23 protein-coding genes are annotated in these 24,161 nt (G+C 67.6%); 11 read left to right on the top strand and 12 right to left on the bottom strand.

Annotation, left to right across the window (positions count from 1 at the left end):
- Window positions 1-20 precede the first annotated feature (20 nt).
- Both gltS and JL100_RS19400 read left to right on the top strand, forming a co-directional pair.
- A complete protein-coding gene (gene gltS, locus JL100_RS19405; protein WP_202679260.1) occupies window positions 21-1,223 on the top strand; it encodes a sodium/glutamate symporter in 1,203 nt (400 codons plus the stop codon).
- Between the two features lie 13 nt (window positions 1,224-1,236).
- On the top strand, window positions 1,237-2,754 hold the full coding sequence (locus JL100_RS19400) for a TAXI family TRAP transporter solute-binding subunit (protein WP_202679259.1): 1,518 nt from the start codon (window positions 1,237-1,239) through the stop codon (window positions 2,752-2,754).
- Between the two features lie 51 nt (window positions 2,755-2,805).
- Here the strand turns inward: JL100_RS19400 and JL100_RS19395 are convergent, their stop codons facing one another.
- Window positions 2,806-3,420: a TetR/AcrR family transcriptional regulator gene (locus JL100_RS19395; protein WP_202679258.1), complete on the bottom strand. Its 615-nt coding sequence runs from the start codon at window positions 3,418-3,420 to the stop codon at window positions 2,806-2,808.
- Window positions 3,421-3,764: 344 nt separating this feature from the next.
- On the opposite strand from JL100_RS19395, the gene JL100_RS19390 reads away from it, so the two are divergent.
- On the top strand, window positions 3,765-4,085 hold the full coding sequence (locus tag JL100_RS19390; protein WP_202679257.1) for a heavy metal-binding domain-containing protein: 321 nt from the start codon (window positions 3,765-3,767) through the stop codon (window positions 4,083-4,085).
- On the opposite strand, the gene JL100_RS19385 is transcribed toward JL100_RS19390, so the two are convergent.
- On the bottom strand, window positions 4,072-6,336 hold the full coding sequence (locus tag JL100_RS19385) for a putative bifunctional diguanylate cyclase/phosphodiesterase (RefSeq protein WP_202679256.1): 2,265 nt from the start codon (window positions 6,334-6,336) through the stop codon (window positions 4,072-4,074). The genes JL100_RS19390 and JL100_RS19385 overlap by 14 nt on opposite strands.
- A gap of 272 nt (window positions 6,337-6,608) precedes the next feature.
- Here JL100_RS19385 and JL100_RS19380 point away from each other — a divergent pair, with 272 nt between their 5' ends.
- From JL100_RS19380 to JL100_RS19370, 3 genes are all read left to right on the top strand, one after another.
- On the top strand, window positions 6,609-7,472 hold the full coding sequence (locus JL100_RS19380; protein WP_202679255.1) for a protein phosphatase CheZ: 864 nt from the start codon (window positions 6,609-6,611) through the stop codon (window positions 7,470-7,472).
- Between the two features lie 190 nt (window positions 7,473-7,662).
- Window positions 7,663-8,094 carry a Fur family transcriptional regulator gene (locus tag JL100_RS19375; RefSeq protein ID WP_202679389.1) on the top strand — a complete coding sequence of 144 codons (432 nt, stop codon included), beginning with the start codon at window positions 7,663-7,665 and terminating at the stop codon, window positions 8,092-8,094.
- Window positions 8,095-8,129: 35 nt separating this feature from the next.
- Complete coding sequence (locus JL100_RS19370) at window positions 8,130-8,354, top strand: hypothetical protein (RefSeq protein ID WP_202679254.1); 225 nt, start codon at window positions 8,130-8,132, stop codon at window positions 8,352-8,354.
- On the opposite strand, the gene JL100_RS19365 is transcribed toward JL100_RS19370, so the two are convergent.
- From JL100_RS19365 to JL100_RS19340, 6 genes are all read right to left on the bottom strand, one after another.
- On the bottom strand, window positions 8,344-9,237 hold the full coding sequence (locus JL100_RS19365; protein ID WP_228421385.1) for an SAM-dependent methyltransferase: 894 nt from the start codon (window positions 9,235-9,237) through the stop codon (window positions 8,344-8,346). The genes JL100_RS19370 and JL100_RS19365 overlap by 11 nt on opposite strands.
- A gap of 369 nt (window positions 9,238-9,606) precedes the next feature.
- Entirely contained in the window at window positions 9,607-10,755 is a 1,149-nt protein-coding gene (locus tag JL100_RS19360) for an ABC transporter ATP-binding protein (protein WP_202679252.1), read from the bottom strand.
- 7 nt (window positions 10,756-10,762) lie between these two features.
- The gene (locus JL100_RS19355; protein WP_202679251.1) at window positions 10,763-12,403 is read right to left on the bottom strand and encodes an alpha-glucosidase; all 1,641 of its coding nucleotides are present in this window, start codon (window positions 12,401-12,403) and stop codon (window positions 10,763-10,765) included.
- Window positions 12,404-12,430: 27 nt separating this feature from the next.
- Window positions 12,431-13,264: a carbohydrate ABC transporter permease gene (locus JL100_RS19350; protein ID WP_202679250.1), complete on the bottom strand. Its 834-nt coding sequence runs from the start codon at window positions 13,262-13,264 to the stop codon at window positions 12,431-12,433.
- A 3-nt stretch (window positions 13,265-13,267) separates the two neighbouring features.
- Window positions 13,268-14,227 carry a carbohydrate ABC transporter permease gene (locus JL100_RS19345; RefSeq protein WP_202679249.1) on the bottom strand — a complete coding sequence of 320 codons (960 nt, stop codon included), beginning with the start codon at window positions 14,225-14,227 and terminating at the stop codon, window positions 13,268-13,270.
- Window positions 14,228-14,236: 9 nt separating this feature from the next.
- Window positions 14,237-15,523 carry an ABC transporter substrate-binding protein gene (locus JL100_RS19340; protein WP_202679248.1) on the bottom strand — a complete coding sequence of 429 codons (1,287 nt, stop codon included), beginning with the start codon at window positions 15,521-15,523 and terminating at the stop codon, window positions 14,237-14,239.
- Window positions 15,524-15,736: 213 nt separating this feature from the next.
- On the opposite strand from JL100_RS19340, the gene JL100_RS19335 reads away from it, so the two are divergent.
- Window positions 15,737-15,964 (top strand): (2Fe-2S)-binding protein, encoded by a 228-nt coding sequence (locus JL100_RS19335; RefSeq protein WP_202679247.1) that lies wholly within the window; start codon window positions 15,737-15,739, stop codon window positions 15,962-15,964.
- 41 nt (window positions 15,965-16,005) lie between these two features.
- On the opposite strand, the gene JL100_RS19330 is transcribed toward JL100_RS19335, so the two are convergent.
- Window positions 16,006-16,986 (bottom strand): Glu/Leu/Phe/Val family dehydrogenase, encoded by a 981-nt coding sequence (locus JL100_RS19330; RefSeq protein ID WP_407696872.1) that lies wholly within the window; start codon window positions 16,984-16,986, stop codon window positions 16,006-16,008.
- A 454-nt stretch (window positions 16,987-17,440) separates the two neighbouring features.
- On the opposite strand from JL100_RS19330, the gene JL100_RS19325 reads away from it, so the two are divergent.
- A complete protein-coding gene (locus JL100_RS19325) occupies window positions 17,441-17,746 on the top strand; it encodes a sll1863 family stress response protein (RefSeq protein WP_202679245.1) in 306 nt (101 codons plus the stop codon).
- A gap of 61 nt (window positions 17,747-17,807) precedes the next feature.
- Here JL100_RS19325 and JL100_RS19320 read toward each other — a convergent pair whose 3' ends face one another.
- Both JL100_RS19320 and JL100_RS19315 read right to left on the bottom strand, forming a co-directional pair.
- The gene (locus JL100_RS19320; protein WP_202679244.1) at window positions 17,808-18,404 is read right to left on the bottom strand and encodes a 2-hydroxychromene-2-carboxylate isomerase; all 597 of its coding nucleotides are present in this window, start codon (window positions 18,402-18,404) and stop codon (window positions 17,808-17,810) included.
- Between the two features lie 30 nt (window positions 18,405-18,434).
- Entirely contained in the window at window positions 18,435-19,187 is a 753-nt protein-coding gene (locus JL100_RS19315) for a trypsin-like serine peptidase (protein ID WP_228421381.1), read from the bottom strand.
- 114 nt (window positions 19,188-19,301) lie between these two features.
- Here JL100_RS19315 and JL100_RS19310 point away from each other — a divergent pair, with 114 nt between their 5' ends.
- The 3 genes from JL100_RS19310 to JL100_RS19300 all read left to right on the top strand — a co-directional run bounded on the left by JL100_RS19310 (window position 19,302) and on the right by JL100_RS19300 (window position 22,199).
- Window positions 19,302-20,291 carry a TRAP transporter substrate-binding protein gene (locus JL100_RS19310; protein WP_202679242.1) on the top strand — a complete coding sequence of 330 codons (990 nt, stop codon included), beginning with the start codon at window positions 19,302-19,304 and terminating at the stop codon, window positions 20,289-20,291.
- A 61-nt stretch (window positions 20,292-20,352) separates the two neighbouring features.
- The gene (locus JL100_RS19305) at window positions 20,353-20,907 is read left to right on the top strand and encodes a TRAP transporter small permease (RefSeq protein ID WP_228420795.1); all 555 of its coding nucleotides are present in this window, start codon (window positions 20,353-20,355) and stop codon (window positions 20,905-20,907) included.
- Window positions 20,904-22,199 carry a TRAP transporter large permease gene (locus JL100_RS19300; RefSeq protein ID WP_202679240.1) on the top strand — a complete coding sequence of 432 codons (1,296 nt, stop codon included), beginning with the start codon at window positions 20,904-20,906 and terminating at the stop codon, window positions 22,197-22,199. Before JL100_RS19305 ends, JL100_RS19300 begins: the two co-directional genes overlap by 4 nt.
- On the opposite strand, the gene JL100_RS19295 is transcribed toward JL100_RS19300, so the two are convergent.
- On the bottom strand, window positions 22,132-24,150 hold the full coding sequence (locus JL100_RS19295) for a protein-L-isoaspartate(D-aspartate) O-methyltransferase (protein WP_202679239.1): 2,019 nt from the start codon (window positions 24,148-24,150) through the stop codon (window positions 22,132-22,134). The genes JL100_RS19300 and JL100_RS19295 overlap by 68 nt on opposite strands.
- Window positions 24,151-24,161 lie beyond the last annotated feature (11 nt).

Raw genomic sequence — 24,161 nt, 5'->3', positions numbered from 1 at the left:
GGCGAGGGAGGGGGATGGGAATGGAAATCGACGTCGTATCCACGCTGGTCGCGGCCATCGTGGTCCTTCTGGTCGGCCGCATGGTCATCTCCAAGGTTGGCTTCCTTCAGCGGTACAATATCCCCGAACCGGTCGTCGGCGGGTTGCTCGCGGCGCTCCTCATCACCGGCCTGCGGGTCGGCGCCGGCATGGAAATCAGCTTCGACATGTCCCTTCAGACCCCGCTGATGCTGGCCTTCTTCGCCACCATCGGGCTGAGCGCCGACATCAAGACCCTGATGCAGGGCGGGCGCGCCGTCCTGGTGTTCTTCGCCGTCGTCGTGGTCATGCTGGTGATCCAGAACGCGGTCGGCGTCGCGGCGGCGATCAGCCTCGACATGCATCCGCTGACCGGCCTGCTCGCCGGTTCGATCACCATGTCCGGGGGGCATGGGACCGGCGCCGCCTACGCGACCCGCTTCGGGGAGGATTACAATCTCCAGGGCGCCATGGAAGTCGCGATGGCCTGCGCCACTTTCGGCCTGGTGCTTGGCGGGCTGATCGGCGGCCCGATCGCCCAGCGGCTGATCTCGCGGAACAACCTGAAGGCGCGGGCCGAATCCGTGCATGAAGGAGCCCCCGGCGAGCTGGGCGGCCACGAGGTGCGGAGCCTGAGCCCGGAAAGCCTCCTGGAGACGCTGTTCCTGATCGTGATCTGCGTGATGGTCGGCACCTTCCTGGGCCAGGTCCTGAAGAACGAGTACCTGACGCTGCCCGCCTTCGTCTGGACCCTCTTCACAGGCGTCGTCATCCGCAACGGCCTCGGCCTGTCCGGCCTGCGCCAGGTGGACGGCGCCACCATCGACCTGCTCGGCACGGTGTCGCTGTCGCTGTTCCTGGCCATGGCGCTGATCGCGCTGCGGCTGTGGGAACTGGTGTCGCTGGCCCTGCCGATCCTGGCCATCCTGGCGGCCCAGTCCGTCGCCATCGCGGCATACGTCTATTTCGTGACGTTCCGCGTCATGGGGTCGAACTACGACGCCGCGGTCATGTCGGCCGGCCACTGCGGCTTCGGCATGGGGGCCACGCCGACCGCGATCGCCAACATGCAGGCGGTCGCCGGCCGCTACGGCCATTCGCCCCAGGCTTTCCTGATCATCCCGATCGTCGGGGCCTTCCTGATCGACCTTGCCAACGCGCTGGTGATCCAGGGTTTCATGAGCCTGCCCCAATTGGGCCTTTGACGGAGGACGCGCCATGATCGACAGGCTGTTCCGCCCGCTGGCGCGGGCATTGGTGCTCGTCACGGCCCTCGGATTCCTGACCGCCTGCGAAAAGGTGCCGGACGAGGCGGCGGTCCGAAGCGCGGTCCAGACGGCGCTCGACACCACCTTCCCCGATCCGCTGTTCGAGATCACCGGGTTCAACCGGGTCGGCAGCGGCCCGCTGCCCGCCGACCCCAACGGCGTCGAGCGGAGGATCGTCTATTACAACGCGGACCTCCGGGTGCTCCGCGACTACTCGTTCAGCGACTGGGAAGCGCTGAACGTGTCGGCCCTCGCCAACCTGCTGGGCGCCACCGAACACGGGCTGCAGGGCATCCGGCGCGACGGCAACCAGACCGGGGACACGGTGGATGTCAACGGCTCCGTCGGGTTCGAACGGACCAACGGCGATTGGCGGCCGGTCGTGGTCGCCCAATCCCCGGTCAGCCAGCCGCCGGCGCTGGACAACACGGGGCCTCCGGCCATCGCCCGCGGGCTGGTGGACCAGATCATGGCCCTGTTCGAAGGACCGCCGACCGACGATGCCGGCCAGGCCCGGGCGATCATCACCGAGGAACTGGACGAAGCGTACCGGCAGATCACGCTGCGGCTCGACCGGCTCCAGCGCGCCTTCGTCGTCGCCGGCGGGCCGGAAGGGGGCGAATACAACCTGATCGCCCGAACCATCGCCGCTTCCATCTCGGCCGACGGCGTGCGCTCGGCCGGCGTTTCGACCGACGGCAGCGTCGAGAACCTGCGCCTGATCCAGGACGGGTCCGCCGACGTGGCGCTGGCGCAGAACGACATCGCGGCGATGGCCGCCCGGGGCGACGGCCTGTTCGAGCGGGCAGGACCGGACCCCGAGCTTCGGGCGCTGGCCAGCCTGTTCCCCGAACCCGTGCACATCATCGTCCGGGCCGACGCGGAGATCGGAACGGTCGCCGACCTGCGCGGCAGGCGGATCGACCTGGGACTCCCGCGCTCCGGATCGCTGCTGACCGCCCGGTCCGTCCTCGAAGCCCACGGGCTCGCTCCCGACGACTTCGCGGAGGTGACCAATATGGGGCCGGGCCGGGCGGTCGAGGCGCTGCTGGCCGGGCAATTGGACGCCGTTGTCAGCGTCATCAACGCGCCGGCGCGGCTGTTCCAGCGGCTGTCCGCCGAACGCGGGATCCGATTCCTGCCCCTCGACCGGAACGCCATCCAGGCATTGGACCAGTCCGACGGCAACCTGGTGCCGCTGACCCTTCCGGCCGGAACCTATCCCCGGCAGACCGAACCGGTCCCGACCGTCGCGGTAACCGCCCTGCTGGTGGCGCGCCGGACCATGCCCGACGTGGAAGTGACCACGTTGCTGGATACCGTGTTCAAGGATATCGACTTCCTGGCGGCGGGCAGCACCGCGGGGGCGCTGATCTCCCGCGGCCGGGCGGAGAGCGGCCTGTCCGTTCCCCTCCATCCGGCCGCCGAAGCATGGCTCGGCGACGCGACCACCGCCGCCGGCCAGTAGCCGCTTCTGGAAGCGGCGGCGTCTCGCCGCCCCGGATGCGCGGGCAGGCGCCTATGCCGCGTGGGCGTGGTTCGCCGGCGCCTGTTTCGCCAGGAGCTGGGAGGTCAGCAGCATGCGGGTCGCGTCGGCCCCGCGCCGGGCGTGATCGGACGTGCCGGTGATGACGGCGGCGATGATCGCGCCGTCGACCAGCATCCCGATCGCGTCGGTCAGGGATTCCGGGTCCAGCACGCCGGCCTGGTCGGCGAGCGCGCGGATCACCGTCAGGACCTTCTTCTTGTGCGCCTGGGCCAGCGCGCGGATGCGCGGATCCTCCTTGTTGTGCTCGGCCACCGCGTTGATGAAGGCGCAGCCGTAGAAGCCCTCCCGCTTGAACCAGTTCTCCAGCACGCCGAAGATCCCCACGAGCTTGTCCGCGGGGGAGCCGGGGAGCTCCTCGACGGCCTTCTGGAACCATTGGCGCCAAGCCTCGCCCTCGCGTTCCAGGACGGCGAAGACGAGTCCTTCCTTCGAGCCGAACTGGTTGTACAGCGTCATCTTGGCGACCCCGGCTTCGGCCAGGATCCTGTCGATGCCGGTCGCGTTGATGCCGTGGCGGCAGAACAGGCGGGTGGCCGTCGTCAGAAGCCTGTCTCCCGGCTTCGGCCCCTGCTGCTTTTGGTTCATGAGAATGGGTCTCCTCCGTTGGGCACATCTGCGGCGAGGCGCCGGCCGCATTCCGCAGCCGTGCCCGGTACCCTCGGGGACCTTCTTCAGGGCGGGTACCGTTATCCTCGACGTCCCCAGCCGAGATGCGGCGCCAAACCACAACTTTTCTAGGGATATCGGAATTTGCACCCAATCGCCGCGATCGGGGTAGCCGGAGTGCTGACGCAGCGTCAAAATGTCTCGCCCAACAAGGGCCTCCGGATCTTTACTTGCCGACCGGGTGTTCCGGTGGATGCCCGCGATCCTTTCGGGCGGACGTCCCTGTCGGGGGCCATTCACATGAAACTGCGGAGGAACTCACGATGATCATTACCACTACCGACCAGGTCGAGGGCCGCCGCGTCGTCGATTACCTGGGCGTCGTCACGGGCGAGGCGATCATCGGCGTCAACGTCTTCCGGGATTTCTTCGCGGGTATCCGCGACATCGTCGGCGGCCGGTCGGGCGGTTACCAGAACGCCCTCAAGGACGCGCGCGAACATGCCATGGCGGACCTGCAGGATGCCGCCCGGCGCCTGGGCGCCGACGCGGTGGTCGCGGTGGATCTCGACTACGAGGTGCTCGGCAAGGAGAACGGGATGCTGATGGTCAGCATCAACGGCACGGCGGTCAGGCTGGGTTGAGCGTCCGGACCGGGCTCTCCGCCAGTTCCGTCACCAAGGCGTCGGCGGCATCCACCGGCAGCGGCCGGGCGAACAGGTATCCCTGGGCGAAGTCGCACTGCATGCGGCCCAGCTCCGCCGCCGTCCCGTCGTCCTCCACGCCTTCGGCGAATAGGTCCAGGTCCAGCGCCTTGCCCAAAGCCACGATGGTCCGGACGATGGCCGCGCTGTCGGGGTCGTAGAGCATCGGCTTGACGAAGCTCTGGTCGATCTTGAGCCCGTCGATCGGGAACCGGTGGAGGCGGCTGAGCGACGAATAGCCGGTCCCGAAATCGTCGATCAGGATCTGGAAACCCCGCTCCCTCAGCGCCCGCAACCGCTGCGGGAGCAGCTCGGCGTCGCCGGCCAGCGCCGTCTCGGTGACTTCGAGCTTCATCCTGCGGACATCGACGCCGCTCGCCGCGACGGCGCGGTCCAGCAGCGGGAAGGCGTCGGGGTGGATGAGCTGCGTCGGCGCCATGTTGATGCTGAGCGACAGCGGCACCGGGGCGCCGATACGGTCCTGCCAGGCCCGCATCTGCCGGCAGGCCGCGTTGGTGACCCAGTCGCCGAGGGCCGTCATGAGGCCGTTCTCCTCCGCGATGGGGATGAAGGTCGCCGGCGGGATCAGCCCCCGCTGGGTGTGGTTCCAGCGGATCAGCGCCTCGAACCCGGTCAGACGGCGGTCCGGCAGCGACAGGATCGGCTGGTAGTAGAGCAGGAACTCGTCCCGCTCGATCGCGCGCCGCATGTCGCTCTGGAGCTTCAGGGTCAGCAGCGGTTCCGTCCGCATGTCGTCGGTGAAGGCGAGGCAGCGGGCGCGTCCCTGGGCCTTGGCCTGGTGCAGCGCGGTGCCCGCATGCCTCACCATGTCATCCGGACCCTGGCTGCCGCCGATATCGAAGCAGACGCCGGCGCTGGCCGAGGCGAAGAGCTCCTGGTCGGTCGCGTCGACGAACGGCCCGGCCACGCACGACCTCAAGCTTTCCGCCAGTTCCAGCGCCGCGTCCCGGTCCGCCAGCCCTTCCGCCAGCACGGCGAACTCGTCCCCGGCCAGCCGGGCCAGGGTATCTCCCGGGCGCAGGCGCGCGGACAGCCGGCACGCCAGGTCAATCAGCAGCCGGTCGCCGGCCGCGTGGCCCAGGCTGTCGTTGATCAGGCTGAACCGGTCGACGTCGAGCAGCACGACCGCTGCCGTTCCGACCCGCGACAGCCGGGCGCGGGCCAGGCTCTGCGTCAGGCGGTCCATGAACAGGGCGCGGTTGGGCAGGTTGGTCAACCCGTCATGGAGAGCCACGTGGGCCAGCTGGTCCTCGGCCCGGCGGCGCAGGGTCACGTCCTCCAGCGATCCTTCCAGGCGCAGGACCCGGCCGTCGGCGCCGCGCACCGTCCGGATGCTGAAGCCGCCCCAGATCACCGGGCCGTCGCGGCGGTACAGTTCCGCCTCGAAGCCGACCACGCGGTCCTGGGCGTCCACCAGCCGCATCAGCTCCGTTCGGCGGCCGGGATCGACGAACAGCGGCGCGCCGACCGGCCCGCGCGCGGCCAGGAAGCCGGCGGCGTCGGCGAAGCCCAGCATGCGGGCCATGGCCGGGTTGACGTCGGTGAAGCGGCCGTCCGGACCCATCTGGAACAGCCCTTCGATCGCATTCTCGAAGATGCTGCGATAGCGTTCCTCGGCCCGGCGCAGGGCCGACTCGGCACGGTTCCGCTCCTCGGCGGCCAGGGCCATGGCCACGAAATCCCCGAGGGAGGCGGTGAAGATCTGCTCGTCGCGCGGCCAGCCGCGCGGCAGGCCGACATGCTCCGCGCACAGCACGCCCACGGTGCGCCCCCCGAACAGGATGGGCGCGTCCAGCATGGACGCGATGCCGAGCGGGATCAGGTAGTTCTCCGTGAACTCGGAGGTCCGGGGGTCGCTCTGGGCATCGGATGCGGCGATCACGCGATCCTCCAGGATCGCCTGGAAATAATGGGGAAAGTCGGCCCGCTCCAGGATCTGCCCGGTCCCGTCCACGCGGCTGGACACGTCGTAATGGTCGGCGCAGACAAGGGACGTGCCGTCCTCGTTCAGCAGCCATATGCTGGACCGGGCGACTTCCAGCGTTTCGGCCGCGACGCAGTTGATCCGGCGCAGGCAGACGGCCAGGTCGGCACGAACGAAACAGTCGTGCCGCGCCAGCGCCCCCAGAGCCGCGCTCTGGCGCTCCACCCTCAGATCCAGTTCCAGCACCCGTCGAACCCCGCATGCAGCGTATGGTACAACAACCTAATGGTGGTCTATTAAAAAACGCTGAAACTACGGCACAAACAGGGTGCATCCATCCGCCCACCCGGCCGGACCTGTGGCCGATGCCTATGCTGAAAGGCCCTCTTCACACGCGGACCAAGAAGATTTCCACTTGCGACGCCCTGGGGAATATTGATTACCTCTTCGGGCGCCAGCTATATGAACTGACCCGTTCGACCGGCTGCGGATGCGGTCGAGGGGCCTGGAGGATGGTCATGACTGAAGGTGGGCATCTGCCCGAGGGCGATTTCCAGCAGATTGAGGAGTTCATCTCCCGGACGCCGCGGGGGCGCCTGTTCCTGCGCGAGCACACCCGGCGCGCCCAGACCGGCGTCGCGGAGGAGGTCCGGTCGCTGGTCGCCGACCTGCGCGATCTCTGGAAGCAGCAGGCGGACGCCAACAACATGGTCAACCGCGTCCAGGTCCTGCGGCACGAGCTGCAGGACATGAGCGCCACGATCTCCCATGCCCGGCGGGAGATCGCGGCCCTGAGGCCGACCGAGGACGGCAGCGACCGCTTCTCCACGGCCACCAACGAGCTGGACGCCATCATCGTCTCGACGGAGCGCGCCTCCTCGGACATCCTGACCTCGGCCGAGCGCATCCTCGACATGATCGGCAAGCTGCGGGAAGGCGCCGACACCGCGGAGCTCTATTCCCGGATCGAGGGGGAGGTGATGGAGATCTTCACCGCCTGCTCGTTCCAGGACCTGACCGGCCAGCGGACGACCAAGGTCATCAACGTCCTGCGCTATATCGAGCAGCGCATCGGGTCGATGATCTCCATCTGGGGCGTGGACAACATCAGGGCGGAGGACGTCCCGCGCGAGCCGGTGGACACCAGGCCGGACGCCCATCTGCTCCACGGCCCCTCCCTGGACGGCATCCGCCAGAACGAGGTCGACGACCTGATGTCCGGGCTTGCGACCGCTCCGCCCGCGGTGGCCGCCGCCCTGGGCGGACCTCCTGATCTCCCGGCGCCGGCACCGGCCCGGAAAGGCTCGCCCGCCGCCGACCCCGAGGAGGAGGAGCCGCCCCACCCGTTGAACCAGTCCGCGATCGACGCCCTGTTCGGCTGACCGGAGGGAGCAGGAGCCCATGGTGCGGTGCGGGCATCGGTCGCACGGGCAACCATGGGTGCATGGACTGGCGCGCCGCCGCGATCTGGGCCTATGATTTCAGCCATGCTCCGGCCCACCGCCTCCTGGTGGCCGGACCCTGTTGCGGCATGGATGGATCATGACGAGAGCCCCGAAGGACGAAGCCCATATGCTGTCTCGGCTGGAGCAGGTCTGCGTCGAGAAGGGGTTGAAGATGACCGAGCAGCGGCGCGTCATCTCGCGCGTGCTGTCGGCCGCGACGGACCATCCCGACGTCGAGCAGGTCTTCAAGCGGGCGGCGGACATCGACGACCGGATCAGCATCGCCACGGTCTATCGGACGGTACGGCTGCTGGAGGAGACCGGCGTCATCGAGCGGCTCGACTTCGGCGACGGGCGCGCCCGCTTCGAGGAGGCGCGCGACGAGCACCACCATCACCTGATCGACGTCCAGTCGGGCGAGGTGGTCGAGTTCAACTGCGAAGAGCTGGAAGCCATCAAGCAGCGTATCGCCAGGGATCTGGGGTACAAGCTCCTCGGCCACCGGCTCGAACTCTACGGCGTGCCGCTGGAAGGCTCCGCGCGGCGCGGCGCGAAATGACCACGGCCCAGCACCCCATTCCGGCGGAGCGAGCGATGAGCGAAAACCCCTCGAAGAAGATGTCGGTCTGCGGCGAAGAGTCGTCCTGCTGCCGCCCCGCCGTCCAGCGCGCCTACACCGAGCTCCGCCGCTGCGGCCAGCCGGAGCGCTACGCCTTCGAGGCAGCGCTGGCGGTCTACCGCTACCACCATCCGGGCACAATGCCCCGCCAGGCCGAGCTGACCGTGGCGGAATGGGTGTGGGACGGCGTCATGCATTGACCAGCATCCAGGTCAGCTCGTGCTTGTTGTGGTGCAGGTGGACGACGCGGCTGCCCGGGATCGACGCGAACTCGCGGGTCACCCCATGGTCGGTCGGCCCCTGGAACTTGATGGTGCAGATGAAGTTGCGGCACAGGCCGCTGTCCACCCACTCGCGGACCAGCCGGAGAAGCCGTTCCGGATAGCAGATCACGTCGGAGCACAGCCAGTCCACCGGCCCGATCTCCGACGGGTTCAGGGCGAAGGCGCTCTGCTGGCGGAAATCGACCCGCGGCAGCGCCGCGATCGCCGGGGCCAGCGGCGCCTTGTCCACGCTGATGACACGCGCGCCCAGCTCGTGCAGCACCCAGGTCCAGCCGCCGGGACACGACCCCAGGTCCATTGCCAGCGACCCGGGACCCGGCATGCTGCCGGCCAGGGTCAGCGCTTCCCAGAGCTTCAGGTAGGCCCGCGTCGGCGGCACGGTCTTGTTCTCCTCGAACTCGACCGCGCCGTGCCGGAACGGGCTGGAGCAGCGGGCCGACGCGATCAGCGCCGTCGCGCTCTCCATCATCCAGGACCCCAGCGGCGCCGTCGGGGTCGGGGAGGGGAAGACCAGCGGCTTGGCCGAGACATGGGGAAGCTGTTCCTGGATCAGCTTGGCCCGCCCGTTGTGCGGCCCGGGCCACAGCGCCCAGTTCCGCTGGATGCTCCGCAGCTCCCGCGCCGCCGACTTGATCGACGCGACCGGCAGCCGCACCGGGTCGTACCAGACATTCTCCACCCAGCTCACCGGCCGCGCCGGGCCAGGCGCGAAGACCAGCCGGTCATGCACCTCGGCGACATCCCCCAGTTCGGAGATCAGCTCGTCCACGAACCCCTCGGGCGCCAGATAGCCGGTCATGCCCAGCGGCTCGCCCGGAGTTTCGGCCGGTGGGATGGCTTGCGGTGACAGGTCTTCCACGGTGCTGCAGGCTCCTGACAGACGGTCAACCCGCATAGCCCAGCCGCCTGCCGCGATCAATCGTTCCGAAGGACTGTTTCACGGCTGCTGGGCACTACGATCGCAGTGCTGGAAATTGTTCTCCTTCCGCGAACCATTTTTCCCTTCATGCGCGGGCTTGACCCGCGCATCCACGCGCAAACCGACGGAAGGAAGTTCGCGCGTGGATGACCGGATCAAGTCCGGTCATGATGATGAAGGAGCTCATGCCGGCGCCTACGCCTCGCTTTCCAAGGCCGGAGCGGCGACGATAACCTTCGGCACCCCGCCTCACGCATGCGCGTGCCGGGGCATCTCCTGATCGGCCATGGGGTGGCGTTCCAGCCGGTCCAGGGCCATGCCGTCGCGGTCGAACAGGTGGCAGGCTCCGGCGGGGATGCCGATGCGGATCTGCTCGCCGGGGCGGACGGTGTCCTCGCCGTCGGTGCGCAGCACGATCGACTGGCCGTCCGCGGTCCTGACATGGCAGTAGGTTTCGCCGCCCAGCCGCTCGACCACGAAGACCTTGCCGTCCATCACGGCGTCGCCCCCGCCACCTTGGGGGTCCGCCGAGACCAGATGCTCCGGGCGGAAGCCCAGCGTTACCGGGGCGCCGGGCGCCAGGCCGGCCGATTGGACGGGGACAGTCAGGGTGCCGCCGCCCGGGAGCCGCACCGTGGCGCTGTCGCGGTTGATCCCGCTCGCCGTGGTCTCGATAAAATTCATCTTCGGGCTGCCGATGAAGCCCGCGACGAACAGGTTGCGCGGGTGGTGGTACAACTCCAGCGGGGAGCCGACCTGCTCCACGTGCCCGGCCCGGAGCACGACGATCTTGTTGGCCAGCGTCATCGCCTCGACCTGGTCGTGGGTGACATAGACCATCGTGGCATTCAGGTCCTCCTTCAGCTTCGCCAGCTCGATCCGCATCTGCACCCGCAGCGCCGCGTCCAGGTTGGACAGCGGCTCGTCGAACAGGAAGACCTTGGGCTCCCGCACGATCGCCCGGCCGATCGCGACTCGCTGGCGCTGGCCGCCGGACAGCTCGCGCGGCTTGCGGGTCAGCAGGTTCTCGATCTGGAGGATGCGGGCCGCCTCCCGCACCTTGGCGTCGATTGCGTCCTTGCCGGAATTGGCCAGCTTCAGGCCGAACGCCATGTTGTCGTACACGGTCATGTGCGGGTAGAGCGCGTAGCTCTGGAACACCATGGAGATGCCGCGCTCCTTGGGCGGCAGATCGTTGACCCGGACGCCGTCGATGGTCATCTCGCCGCTGGTGATGTCCTCCAGCCCTGCGATCAGGCGCAGCAGGGTGGACTTGCCGCAGCCCGAGGGGCCGACGAACACGGTGAACTCGTTGTCCTTGATGTCGAGATCGACGCCATGGATGATTTCCAGGCCCCCGAAGGATTTGCGCACGTCGCGCAGCGTGACGTCGGCCATTGGCGGATTACCCTCCCGTCGTTTTATTGTCGGTCCCCGACAGGCGCCCCAGGAAGGCGCCGTGCCCCGGCAGCCGGATTATCCCTCCGTCCAGGGCGCCTGTAAGCCCATGGCCGGACAGCGGTTCCACCCCGCCCGGCGCCTCGAGCGCCGCCGGTTCCCCGCCCAGGTTGAAGGCCGCCAGCACCTCCTCGCCTCCGCCGCTCCGGACGAAGGCGACCACCGGCTCCGGCGCGTCGATGAAGCGGATATCGCCGGTCACCAGCGCCGGGTGCTCCCGCCGCCAGCGCAGGAAGCCGCGCGTGAAGTTCAGCACGCTGCCGGGGTCGCCGTCCTGGACCGACACCGCCCGGCGCAGATGCTCCTCCGGCACCGGAAGCCAGGGCTCGGCCGTGCCGTCGGTGAATCCGCCGGCCGGATGGTCGTGCCGCCAGGGCATCGGCGTGCGGCAGCCGTCGCGGCCCTTGTAGCGGGGATAGAACGGCAGGCCGTAGGGGTCCTGGATCTTGTCGAAGGGCACGTCGGCCTCGGGCAGGCCCAGCTCCTCCCCCTCGTACAGGAAGGCGGTGCCGCGGACCGAGCAGAGCAGGGCGACCAGCAGCTTGGCGAACCCGTCGCCGCCCTCTCCCTTGCCCCAGCGGGTGACCGGCCGGATCACGTCGTGGTTGCCGAACGCCCAGGCCGGCCAGCCCGCGCCCGGCTGCCGCTCGAAGGACTCCAGCGCGCCCCGGATCACCCCGGCGCCGAACCGCTCGGTCAGCAGCGTGAAGCCGTAGGCCGTATGCAGCAGGTCGGGGGAGCCGACATACTCGGCGCTCCGCATCGTGCTGTCGTCGTCATGCACCTCGGCGACGGTCATGGTGCCGGGATAGCGGTCCATCAGGGCGCGCAGCCGGCGCAGGAACGCCAGGTTCTCCGGCCGCGACTTGTCGTAGACGTGCCGCTGCATGCCGTAGGGATTGACCGAGGCGACGCCTTCCAGCGCGCCGGACCCGCTCGGCCGGGGCGGGTTGTCGCGCAGTTCCGGGTCGTGCATGTAGAAGTTGGCGGTATCCAGCCGGAAGCCGTCCACGCCCCGGTCCAGCCAGAACCGGCAGGCATCCAGCACGGCGTCCTGGACCTGCCCGTCATGCAGGTTCAGGTCGGGCTGGCTGGTCAGGAAATTGTGCAGGTAATACTGGTTGCGCCGCGGCTCCCAGGCCCACGCGGAGCCGCCGAACACCGACAGCCAGTTGTTCGGCGGGGTGCCGTCCGGCCGGGCGTCGGCCCAGACGTACCAGTCCGCCCGAGGGTTGTCGCGCGACTCCCGGCTTTCCAGGAACCAGGGGTGCAGGTCGGAGGTGTGGCTCAGCACCATGTCGATGACGACGCGCAGGCCCAGGCCGTGGGCGCGGGCCAGCAGGTGGTCGAAATCCTCCAGCGTGCCGAACATGGGATCGACGGCGCGGTAGTCCTCCACGTCGTAGCCGAAATCCTTCATCGGCGACTTGAAGAAGGGGCACAGCCAGATCCCGTCCACGCCCAGGCCGGCGACATGGTCCAGCCTTTCGGCGATGCCGCGCAGGTCGCCGATCCCATCGCCGTCGCTGTCCCTGAAGCTGCGTGGATAGATCTGGTAGATCACCCCGCCGTGCCACCATTCCGTCATCGTCGGTTCCCTCCCTGCATCGCCCCGTCAGCCCTTCACCGCGCCGGCGGTCAGGCCGGAGACGATCTTTCTCTGGAAGATCATGACAAGCACAAGCAACGGCACCGTGACGATCACCGAGGCCGCCATGATGTTGCCCCAGGGCAGCTCGAACTGGCTGGTGCCGGTGATCAGCGCGATGGCGACCGGGACGGTGCGCATCTCGTTCGACAGGGTGAAGGACAGGGCGAACAGGAACTCGTTCCAGGCCGCGATGAAGGCGAGCAGGCCGGTGGTGGCGAGCGCCGGCCCCATCAGCGGCAGGAAGACCCGGGTGATCACGACCCACGGGCTCGCCCCGTCCACGATCGCGGCCTCCTCCAGCTCCTTGGGCAGTTCCCGCATGAAGGTGGTCAGCACCCAGACCGTGAAGGGCAGGGTGAAGATCATGTAGGACAGGATCAGCCCCAGCAGGTTGTTGTAGAGGCCGAGCCACCGGATCAGCTCGAACATGCCGGACAGCACGGCCACCTGCGGGAACATGGAGACGCTGAGCACGACCAGCAGCAGGGTGGTCCGCCCGCGGAACCGGACGCGGCCCAGCGAGTAGGAGGCGGTGACCGCGAGGAACAGCGACAGCACGACCACCGACACCGCCACGATGACCGAGTTGAGGATGTTGCGGCCGAACGGCTGCCCCTGGAACACGCCGACATAATTGTCCCAGGCCGGATTGGCCGGCCAGAACTCCACCTGGAACAGTCCCGAGCCCGCTTTCAGCGACGACACGATCGCCCAGTAGAACGGGAACACCGTATAGACGACGATGAAGGCGACCAGGAGGTAGAACAGCACCCGGCCGACGATCTTGCGGCTGCGCATGGCTCACTTGCCTCCCTGGTCGAAATTCACCTTGCCGACGGTGATGTAGATCACGGTGAAGGCCGCGATGATCAGGAACAGGAAGGTCGAGGCGGCGGAGCCGTAGCCGACGTCCTGGAAATCCACCAGCTGCTGGCGCGCATAGACCGACATGGACGCGGTCGCCCGGCTGTTGCCGGTCAGGACATACATCAGGTCGAAGATGCGCAGCGCGTCGAGCGTCCGGAAGATGATCGCCACCATCAGCGCCGGCTTGATCAGCGGCAGGGTCACCTTGAAGAAGACCTTGACCGGGTTGATCCCGTCCACCCGGGCGGCCTCGTAGACCTCGCCGGGGAGCAGCTGGAGCGCCGCCAGGATCAGCAGCGTCATGAAGGGCGTGGTCTTCCAGACATCGACCGCGATGACGGCATACATGGACAGGTCCGGGTCGGCGATCCAGGCGCGCGGCTGGTCGATCAGCCCGACGAACAGGAAGATCTCGTTAATCACGCCGTAGAGGTCGTGGTACATCCAGCCCCACATCTGGGCCGAGACCACCGTCGGGATCGCCCAGGGGATGAGCATCGCCGCCCGCAGCAGGCCCCGGCCCGGCATGTGCGTGTTGAGCGTCAGCGCGATGACCATGCCCAGCACGGTCTCGATGCTGACCGACACCACCGCGAAGAACACCGTGTTCCACACCGCGCGCCACCAGTGCGGGTCGATCGCTAGATAGTAGAAGTTCAGCAGGCCGATGAACTCGTGGTATTCGAGGTCGTACAGCGTCGCGTCGGTGAAGGAGAAATAGATCGTCCGCAGCAGCGGCCATCCCGCGACCAGCGCCAGCACCAGGATCATCGGCGCCAGGAACAGCCAGGCCGCCCGGCGGCGCCGGCGGGTCAGCAGGGAGTCTTGGGGAGCGGCGGCTCCGCCGCGCGCCGCAGGATTCGTGGCCCGTCCCGCGTCGTATACGGTCGTCATCCTCGCCTCCTACCACCGGCCGCCGCGGCTGACCCGGTCGAGCGTCCGCTCCAGGTCCGCGAGGCTCGTTTTCGCGTCGGTCTGGCCGGACAGCGTCGCGTGGACCGCGTTCCAGAATTCCGCCGAGACCTGGTTGTAGCGCACGCCGGTCACCCGCGACGGGCGCGCCACCGCGTTGACGAAGACCTCGTACAGGTCGCCGAAGAACGGGTTGGCGGCCAGCACCTCCTGGTCCTTGTACAGGGCGTCGATGGTCGGGTTGAAACCGCCGACCACGGCCCGGCGCTTCTGCTCCTCCCGGCTGGTCAGGTAGCGGACCAGGTCGGCCGCGACCTCCGGATGCTGCGAATACTTGGAGACGGCGAGCTGCCATCCCCCCAGCGTGGCTGTATGCTTGCCGTCCGGCCCGCCCTTGGGGAGCTGCGCCACCGCCACCTTGCCGCGCACGGGGCTGTCCTCCGCGTTCAGCAGAGGCCAGGCATAGGGCCAGTTGCGCATGAAGACGGCGTTGCCGGACTGGAAGACGCCGCGGCCCTCCTCCTCGCTGTAGTTGATCACGCCCTGCGGCGCTATGTCGTTGACCCACGAGGCCGCCAGCGTCAGGGCGTCGGCGGCGCGCGGGTTGTTCACCGTGATCTCGCCCTGCCCATTGACGATCGTGCCGGCGTTGAAGCTGTCCAGCCATTCCAGTGCATTGACCGTCAGTCCCTCGAACGCGCGGCCCTGGAAGACGTAGCCCCACATCCGGTCGTTGCCGGCGGCCCGCTCGCCCTCCTGGATGATCCGGGCGGTCTCCGTCATCTCCTGCCACGTGGTGGGGAGCGGGCGGCCGTATTTCTCCAGCAGGTCCTTGCGGTAATAGAACAGCCCGGCATCGGTGAACCAGGGCATGGCGACCAGCCGGTCGTCGACGATGTCGTTCTTCACGATCGCGTCGAAATGCTGGTCCAGCACCCCGGGGTCGACGAACTCGCGCAGGTCGATCAGGTGGTTGGCGAGGATGCCGGGCCAGACGACGTCGATCTGGAAGACGTCGATGTCGCCGGATTTCGCGGCCAGCAGCTGCTGGTACAGGGCCAGCCGCTCGTTGCTGTCGTTCGGGGTGGAGACGAGCTGGACCCGGTGGCCGGTGGCCTTGGCCCAGGCTTCGACGCCGGTGCTGCAGACCTTGAATTCGATGCCGACCGAGCCGCAGGAAATCGAGATGGCGACTTTTCCGGGATCGCCCTGCGAATAGGCGGCGCCGGAGAAAACGAGGGCAGACGACAGAGCCGCCGCCGCGACAATTTTCCTCATGGCTCGTCGGACCTCCCCTATGTCACTTTTGCCTCAGGCCTTTTTTGACGACCTTTTGATGCTTCGCGTTAGTGCTGTGTTCATCCGCGACATGCTTATGATCCAGGCAGGTGCGGCGATCTCGACCAGGGCGGATTACGATCAACTAAGCGATTGACACTCATTCTCAACTGCTCTAACCATTGGAGCAACATCGGCTGGGTTCAAACGATCATGTATGTCTGTATCTGCCACGGATTTACCGAGAAGAAGGTCAAGCAGGCTCTCGCCGAAGGCGTTTGCTCCGCGGCGGGCTTCTTCACCTGCATGGGGTGCAAGCCGCAATGCGGGAAATGCGTCCCCTATGTGCGCCAGATGGTGACGGACCATCGCAACACGCTGTCCTGCGCGAACACCTGCTCCGCTCCCGTTCCCGAAGAAGCCGCCATCGCGGCCGAATAGCTCCCGCCCCTTCCGGCACCTCCCTGGTGCGCCTCGCGAGCCTATGCAACCCGTGAAGGGCGGAAACGTTCCTCCGCGATCCGGTCGGCCGCGAGGTTTGTTGGAATCCCCTCCGCATCGGACCGCTGGAAGATCTCCAGCAACGTATCGTGGATACGGTCGACATGGGCGAACGCCGCCGCGCGGTCATAGCCCCGGCCGTTCCGTCCGAACTCATGGCTGATATTGATGACTCCGCCGGCATTGATGACGAAGTCGGGCGCATAGAGGATTCCGCGCCGGGCCAGTTCGGTCCCGTGACGGCTTTCGGCAAGCTGGTTGTTGGCCGACCCGGCGACCACCGCCACCTTCAGGCGGGGCAGGGTGCCGTCGTCGATCACCGCTCCCAGGGCGCACGGGGCGAAGACGTCGGCTTCCACGTCGAAGATCTGCTCCGCATCGACGGGCGTGGCCCCGAAAGTCTCGACCGCCCGTTCGACGGTATCGCGGCGGATGTCGCTGACGGCCAGGCGGGCGCCTTCCTCGGCCAGCTGGCGGCACAGGTCCCAGCCGACATGCCCCAGGCCCTGGACGTTGACCCGGAGCCCGTCCAGGCTGTTCCGCCTCAGCCGGTGGTCAACCGCGGCCCGGATACCCATGAAGACTCCGCGCGCCGTGGCGGGGGAGGGATCGCCGCTGCCGTCGCGCAGCCCGGCCACGTGCCGCGTGACGCCGCGGATCGTCGCCATGTCCTCGACCGACGTCCCGACGTCCTCGGCGATGATGTAGCGGCCGGCGAGGCGCTCGACCGCCCTGCCCATCGCGGCCATCAGGTCGGGGGTCTTGTCCGCGCGGGAGTCGCCGATGATGACCGACTTGCCGCCGCCGAAGGGCAGGTCGGCCAGGGCGTTCTTGTAGGTCATGCCGCGGGACAGGCGCAGAACGTCGCGGACGGCAAGGTCCTCGCTCGCGTAGTTCCACATGCGGCAACCGCCCAGGGCGGGGCCGCGGGCGGTGTCGTGGACGGCGATGATCGCTTTCAATCCCGATTCGGGATCGGATGCGAAAACAACCTGCTCATGTCCGTCGAAGTCTTGCATTGAGAATACGGCCATACTCAACCTCATATTGTGCATTGCAGCAATCGTTGGAGGTGGGCTGGAAGCCTGATCATTACTTTAGTATTGATCCATTATTGGCCGACGGCAACGAGTTCAGGAGGGCACGGGAAAAAAGCAGTTAAGTTATTGTTGTGATCTCTGCTTGGCCTTAAAGGGACTTGTAACGATCGGCCTGCGAAACAATGTTGCCGCCAAGGGTCGATCCCGCCCTGTCCCCGCGGCCGAGGGCTGCGGAGCGCGGCATGGAATACCGGATCGACGGAATGGTTAATAACAGGCGCAACCAAGGCGCCGGTCAGTGCCTTTGGCGCGGGGGAAGCGGTGGCCCGGATAATGCAGGTGAATGATCGATGAGGAGTGTAGTTGGGAGGGTCTCATGACACATCGAAGCAGGGATCGGTTCGAATCGGCTTCGTCGCTTGAAATGAAGGCCTTGACTGAACGGTTGGACAATCTGCGTGCCGTCGCCGAGCGGGTGCCGGGTGATCAGAAATTCCTTCTGGAACGCTCGCTCGACGAGTTGCGTGGTCTGCGCAACCGTTGCGAGGCCCGGCTGGAGGACGCGCGCCGTGCCTCCGAGGATGCCTGGTATTTGGTCAAGGTGCATGCGGAGGCAGCGCTTGCCCAATTCCGCGCCGGCATCGAGACGATCGAGAACCAGTACCGCCGCATGGCCGCCTGACCTCCCCGTCCCGGTTCGGGCCTGCCCCGGAGGTAGGCCCGAACACGGGTAACCTCCCGCCTCAGGAGCGGGAGAGTTTCCGCTCCAGGAAATCCAGCCTGTCCTGGCCCCAGAACAGCTCGCCGTCCACCACGTAGGTCGGCGCCCCGAACACGCCGGCCGACAGCGCCTGCTCGGTGTAGGCGTCCCGAAGGGCGCGCACCTCGTCGGACTGCGCCCGGTCGATCAGGTCGGGCGAAGCGCCGTGCCTCGACAGGATGTCGGCCAGGGTCTCGGGCGCCGACAGGACGCGGTCCTCGACCCAGACCGCGCGGCCGAACGCAGTGCAGAGCGCCGCCATGTCGGCGCCCGCCTGTTCCGCCGCGATCAGGGTCAGTGCCGCCAGTTCGTCGGGTTGCGGAAAGTTGGACGGCTGCGGGGTCAGCGGAATGCCCAGGTGTTCCGACCAGCGCTTCAGTTCGACCAGCCGGTAGGCTTGGCGTTGCGGCGCGCGCTTCGGCAGGGGCAGCCCGCCGGACGCCGGGAAGATGCGGCCGAAATCGACCGGCCGGTAGGCGATTTCGGCGCCCGCCTGTCGGGCGATCCCGTGGAACCGCTCCGATCCCAGGAAGACCCAGGGCGAGATGGGCGTGAAGAAATAGTCGATCCGTGGCGCCATGCGGCGTGTCCCCCTCGTTGTTCGTTGTGATTACGGCTCGTCGTCCCCGCCTGCGCCCGAGAGCGCGGCGTGTGCGAAGGTATGGAAGCTGGTGGCCGGGACGGCAAGTCCCGCGAGCGTGCCGCCCAGCCGCCCGGCGGCGACGTCGAGGCCCACGATGGCCGGTCCGTCCGCGCCGCGCAGCAGCAGGGGAGAGCCGCTGTCCCCATGCGTCGCGTCGCAGGTATGCAGCAGAAGGCCCGGCGGGGAGGCGCCCGGCCGGGGGGCGCAGCCGTCGTGGATGGACAGCAGGTGGGCGCGGTCCTGGCCGTAGCCGGCGCGGACCAGTTCGACCCCGGCGGGCAGCGGCTCCTTCCGGATCGGGACTGGCCTGATGTCCATGGGCTCGGCCAGTTCGAGGATCGCCCAGTCGGCTGCCAGGTTCGACGCCTCGAACGGGGCGCGGTAGTCATATCCGGCCCCCACGAAGATTTTCCGGGCCACCGAGTGCGACAGGTAGGCGCCACGCCGGTATCCGGCCAGGAAATGGATGTCGCCGGCTCCGATCAGCCGGCCCGTGCGCCGGTTGAACAGGCAGTGAGCGGCGGTCAGTACGTGACGCGGCCCGATCAGCGTGCCGGTGCAGAACCCGCCGATGGTCCGGTTGACCCGGCCGATCGCCGACCAAGGCCAATCCTGGTTGTCCAGAGGGGTGCGGTCGTCGCGCCCGAGTATGCCGGGCAGATGGTCGCGGTCCGCGTCCCTGGCCTTGGCAACCGTTGCAGACGCTACGAATAAAACCACTGCGAGCAAGTGAAGCACCTGCCGGCTGGTCGAACACATTGCTTGCAAACCGCTTCCCGCTCCATTACCCCTATTGGCAGAATACTGAAGAAAATCCCCTTCGGAGGAAAGTCCATGCGTCTCTTCGCTACCGCCATCGCCCTTGCTGGCATTCTCGCCGCCGGAACCGCTTTTGCCAAGCCGGTAACCATCAAGTTCAGCCACGTGGTAGCCGACAGCACGCCCAAGGGCCAGGGCGCGCTGATGTTCCAGAAGCTCGTCAAGGAGCGCCTGGGCGACGACAAGGTCAAGGTCGAGGTCTACCCGAACTCCCAGCTGTTCGGCGACGCGAAGGAGATGGAGGCGCTGGCTCTCGGCGACGTCCAGCTCATCGCGCCCTCGCTGTCGAAGTTCGACAAATACACCAAGCAGCTCCAGGTTTTCGACCTGCCGTTCCTGTTCGACGACATCGCCGCGGTCGATCGCTTCCAGGCGAGCCCCGAGGGCAAGAAGCTGCTGACCTCGATGGAGAAGAAGGGCTTCATCGGGCTGGCCTACTGGCATAACGGCATGAAGCAGCTTTCCGCCAACAACCCGCTGCGCAAGCCCGAGGACGCCGCCGGCCGCAAGTTCCGCATCCAGGCGTCCGACGTGCTGCTGGAGCAGTTCAAGGCGCTGAACGCCAACCCGCAGAAGATGGCCTTCGCCGAGGTCTACCAGGCGCTCCAGACCGGCGCCATCGACGGGCAGGAAAACACCTGGTCGAACATCTACTCTCAGAAGTTCTACGAGGTCCAGAAGTACATCACCGAGAGCAACCATGGCGCGCTGGACTACATGGTCGTCGCCAACACCGACTTCTGGACCGAACTGCCCGAGGACGTCCGCGCCGAGCTGGAGAAGATCCTGGCCGAGGTGACGGTCGAGGTGAACAAGATGGCCGAGGACCTCAACCAGCGGGACCGGAAGCGGATCGCCGAGAGCGGCAGCTCGGAGATCCTCAAGCTGACCAAGGAGGAGACGGAGGCCTGGCGCAAGGCGATGGCTCCGGTCTGGGCCACCTTCGAGAAGGATATCGGGGCCGACCTGATCAAGGCCGCGAACGCATCCAACACCGCCAAGTGACGATCCGCCGGGGCCTCGGCAATCGGGGCTCCCGGACCACACCTATATGGGAAGAGGGGTCGTGACCCGACTGATCAACCATCTGGAGGAGGGCTTCATCGCCCTTCTCCTGGCCGGCATGACGATCCTGACCTTCGCGCAGGTCGTCCTGCGTTACGGATTCAACTCCGGCATCATCTGGGGCGTCGAGGCGACCAACTACATGTTCGCCTGGATGGTGCTGTTCGGCATCTCCTACGGCGTCCGCGTCCATGCCCATATCGGCATCGACCTGCTGGTCAAGAGCCTGCCCGCCGGCCTGCGCCGCTTGGCCGGCCTCGCCGCGATCGGCTTCTGCCTGCTCTACGCCGGCATCATGGCCTGGGGCTCCTACGGCTATATCAGCCGCCTGATGCGCCTCGGCATCGAGGCGGAGGACATCCCGGTCGAGCGCTGGATGCTCACCGTCATCCTGCCGATCGGCTTCGGCCTGCTCGGCCTCAGGCTCGCCCAGGAGGCCTACGCGATCCTGACCGGCCGGCGCTCGGGCTTCGAACTCGCCGACGAGGCGGCCGACGTGCTGAAGGAACAGGGCCTCACCGGCGGCAACCCGGGACTGGACAGGACGTCGCGATGACCACGGTATTCCTCTTCGTCACGCTGTTCGTCTTCATGCTGCTGGGCATGCCGATCGCGATCTCGCTGGGCCTGTCGTCGCTGCTGACCATCCTGCTGTTCGCCAACGACAGCATGGCGTCGCTGTCGCTCAAGTTCTTCCAGACCTTCGAGCAGTATACGCTGCTGGCGATCCCGTTCTTCATCCTGGCCGGCTCCTTCATGACCACGGGCGGCGTCGCCCGGCGCATGATCAATTTCGCCATCGCGGCGGTCGGCCACCTGCATGGCGGCCTGGCGATCGCCTCGGTGCTGGCCTGCATGCTGTTCGCCGCCGTGTCGGGCTCCAGCCCGGCGACCGTGGTCGCGGTGGGCTCCATCGTGATCGCCGGCATGGTCCGGACCGGCTATACCAAGGAATTCGCGGCCGGCGTCATCTGCAATTCGGGCACGCTGGGCATCCTGATCCCGCCCTCGATCGTGATGGTCGTCTATGCCGCCGCGACCGAAAGCTCCATCGGCCGCCTGTTCATGGCCGGCGTCATCCCCGGGCTGCTGCTCGGCCTGATGCTGATGGGCGCCATCTATGTCGTGGCCCGCTACAAGAACCTGCCGCGCCAGCCGCGCGCCTCCCTGGCCGAGCTGGGGCAGGCCGGCAAGGAAGCGATCTGGGGCCTGCTGCTGATCGTCATCATCCTGGGCGGCATCTATGGCGGCGTGTTCACGCCGACCGAAGCGGCGGCGGTCGCCGCTGTCTACGGTTTCGTCGCCGCCCTGTTCATCTACCGCGACATGGGGTTCAAGGACGTTCCCAAGGTGCTGGTGGACAGCGGCCGCGTCACCATCATGCTGCTGTTCATCATCGCCAATGCTTTCCTGTTCGCCCATGTCCTGACGACCGAGCAGATCCCGCAGAACATCGCGCGCAGCATCTCGGAAGCCGGGCTGGAGCCCTGGCAGTTCCTGATCGTCGTCAACGTCATCCTGCTGGTCGCCGGCAACTTCATGGAACCGTCGGCCATCATCCTGATCCTGGCGCCGATCCTGTTCCCGATCGCGACGCAGCTTGGCATCGACCCGATCCATCTCGGCATCATCATGGTGGTGAACATGGAGATCGGCATGGTGACCCCGCCGGTCGGCCTGAACCTGTTCGTCACGGCCGGCATCACGGACATGAGCATCATGCAAGTGGTCAAGGCGGCCTTGCCGTGGCTGAGCATCCTGTTCGTCTTCCTGATCATCATCACCTATGTGCCGTGGGTGTCGCTGTTCCTGCCCAACTTCCTGTTCGGCCAAGCGGCGGTGCAGTAGGCGCCAGGGGCCGGATCGCGGAGGTCCGGTCGATCCAGACGTAGAGATCGAACTGGCCGGGCAAGGAGGCCTGGAAGTAGTGGTTCTCCCGCTCGGCCCCGGGGCGATAGATCGCCCCGATCGCCCGTTCCGGCCGGAACCGTTTCAGGTCCCCGGCCAGGGCCGCGTTCCGGCCGGGCCGCAGGTCGAGCAGGAAGCGCGGCTTGCCGGTGCGGGCGCACAGATACTCGTAGCTGTCCGGGTGCGCCGGCGGCACTTCCATCACCTCCATCGGCCCACCCCAACTGGACGCTGCGGCGACTGTTCCGCGGTCGGTCCCGAACCCGACGAGCGCCGCCCCGGTGCCGAACGCCTCGCGGCAGAGAGTGCCCAGGTTGACCTGTCCTCGGCGGCCCATCTCCGTGGCCGCGGCGTCGCCCACATGGGTGTTGTGGGCCCAGATCACAGCCTTCGCCTCAGGTCCGCGGGCCTCCATCACCGACCGGAGCGTCTCGAACATGTGGCGGTCTCGCAGGTTCCAGCTGTTGGTGGCGCCATGGTAGAGCGTGCGGTAATACTCCTCCGCTGAAGCGATCAGCCGGGCGTTCTGCCAAGCGCCCAGCCAACCCTCGTCCCCGGTTGCGGCCAATCGGGACAGCCGCCTGTCGAGCAGGTTCCGGAGCACCTCCAGCACCGCGTTCTCGCAGGAGTCGAAGCCGCCGGCCAGGGCCGCATGGCCATAGGTTTCGGGTGCCGGCCGCCACGGTGCCAAGCAGCCGTACCGTTCGCGCGCGATCCCGGCGGCTTGCGGATCGACCTTTTCCAGATAGTCCAGCACGGCGGCGATGGACCCGTTCAGGCCGTAGAGGTCCAGGCCGTAGAACCCGACCCGCCGCTGGGGCTCCGAAACCCCGTCGTTGTGACGGCGCAGCCAGTCGACGAAGGTGGCGACCTCCTCGTTTCGCCACATCCAGGCGGGAAAGCGCGAGAAGGCCGCGTCGTCGGACACACCGGGAGGCCGATTGCGGACGTACCGGTTGATCTGTTCGGCATCAGGCCAGTCGGCCTCGACCGCCACGATCGTGAAGCCGTGCCGGGCGATCAACCGCTCGGTGATCCGCGCGCGGGCGCGATGGAATTCGGAAGTGCCGTGGGTCGCCTCGCCCAGCAGCACGACCCGGGCATCGGCGATCCGGTCGAACAGCACGCCGAACCGTTCGTCGTCCACGTCGGGCAGCGGTTCGGCGGCGTCTCGGATCCGCCCGGCGGCTTCGGGCGCCAGGGCCGGGGAGCGGCGCCTGGCCTCGGTGCGGGTCGTTTCCGGCCAGCCATGGGCGCCGATCAGCGGCACGAAGGCGACCAGGCCGAGATCCTCCTCGGCGAACGTGTCCTCGCCGGTGCGGCGCTGCCGGATCAGGTGCTGGCCGCCGGCTTCCGCGCCGGCCGGCATGATCATCCGCCCGCCGATCTTGAGCTGGCGGGACAGCGGCTCCGGCAGGCGCGGCCCGCCGGCGGTCACGATGACGGCGTCGAACGGCGCCGCCTCCGGCCAGCCCAGGGTACCGTCCCCGGCCCGCAGGTGGATGCCCGCACAGCCGGCCCGCTCCAGCCGTGTCCGGGCAGCCTCCACCAGGGCGGCGTGGCGGTCGATCGAATAAACCTCGCACTCCATCGCCGCCAGCGTGGCGGCGGAGTAGCCCGAGCCGGTGCCGATCTCCAGCACCTTGGCGCCGGGGACCAGTTCGGCCGCCTGCATCATCAGGGCGACGACGAAGGGTTGCGAGATCGTCTGGCCCTGCTCGATCGGCAGCGGCGAATCGTCGTAGGCCAGCTCCGCCAGATAGTCGGGGACGAAGAGTTCCCGCGGGACCCGGCCCAGGGCGGCGATCACGCCGGCGTCGTCGATCCCTCGCGGCACGATGTCGCGCTCCACCATGACCCGGCGCTTTTCGGCGAAATCCGTGCTGCCCATCGTCCAGCCTC

It is taken from the genome of Skermanella mucosa, assembly GCF_016765655.2.
GTDB classification, from domain to species: Bacteria; Pseudomonadota; Alphaproteobacteria; order Azospirillales; family Azospirillaceae; genus Skermanella; species Skermanella mucosa.
This window is presented reverse-complemented; position numbering and strand designations above follow the sequence as displayed.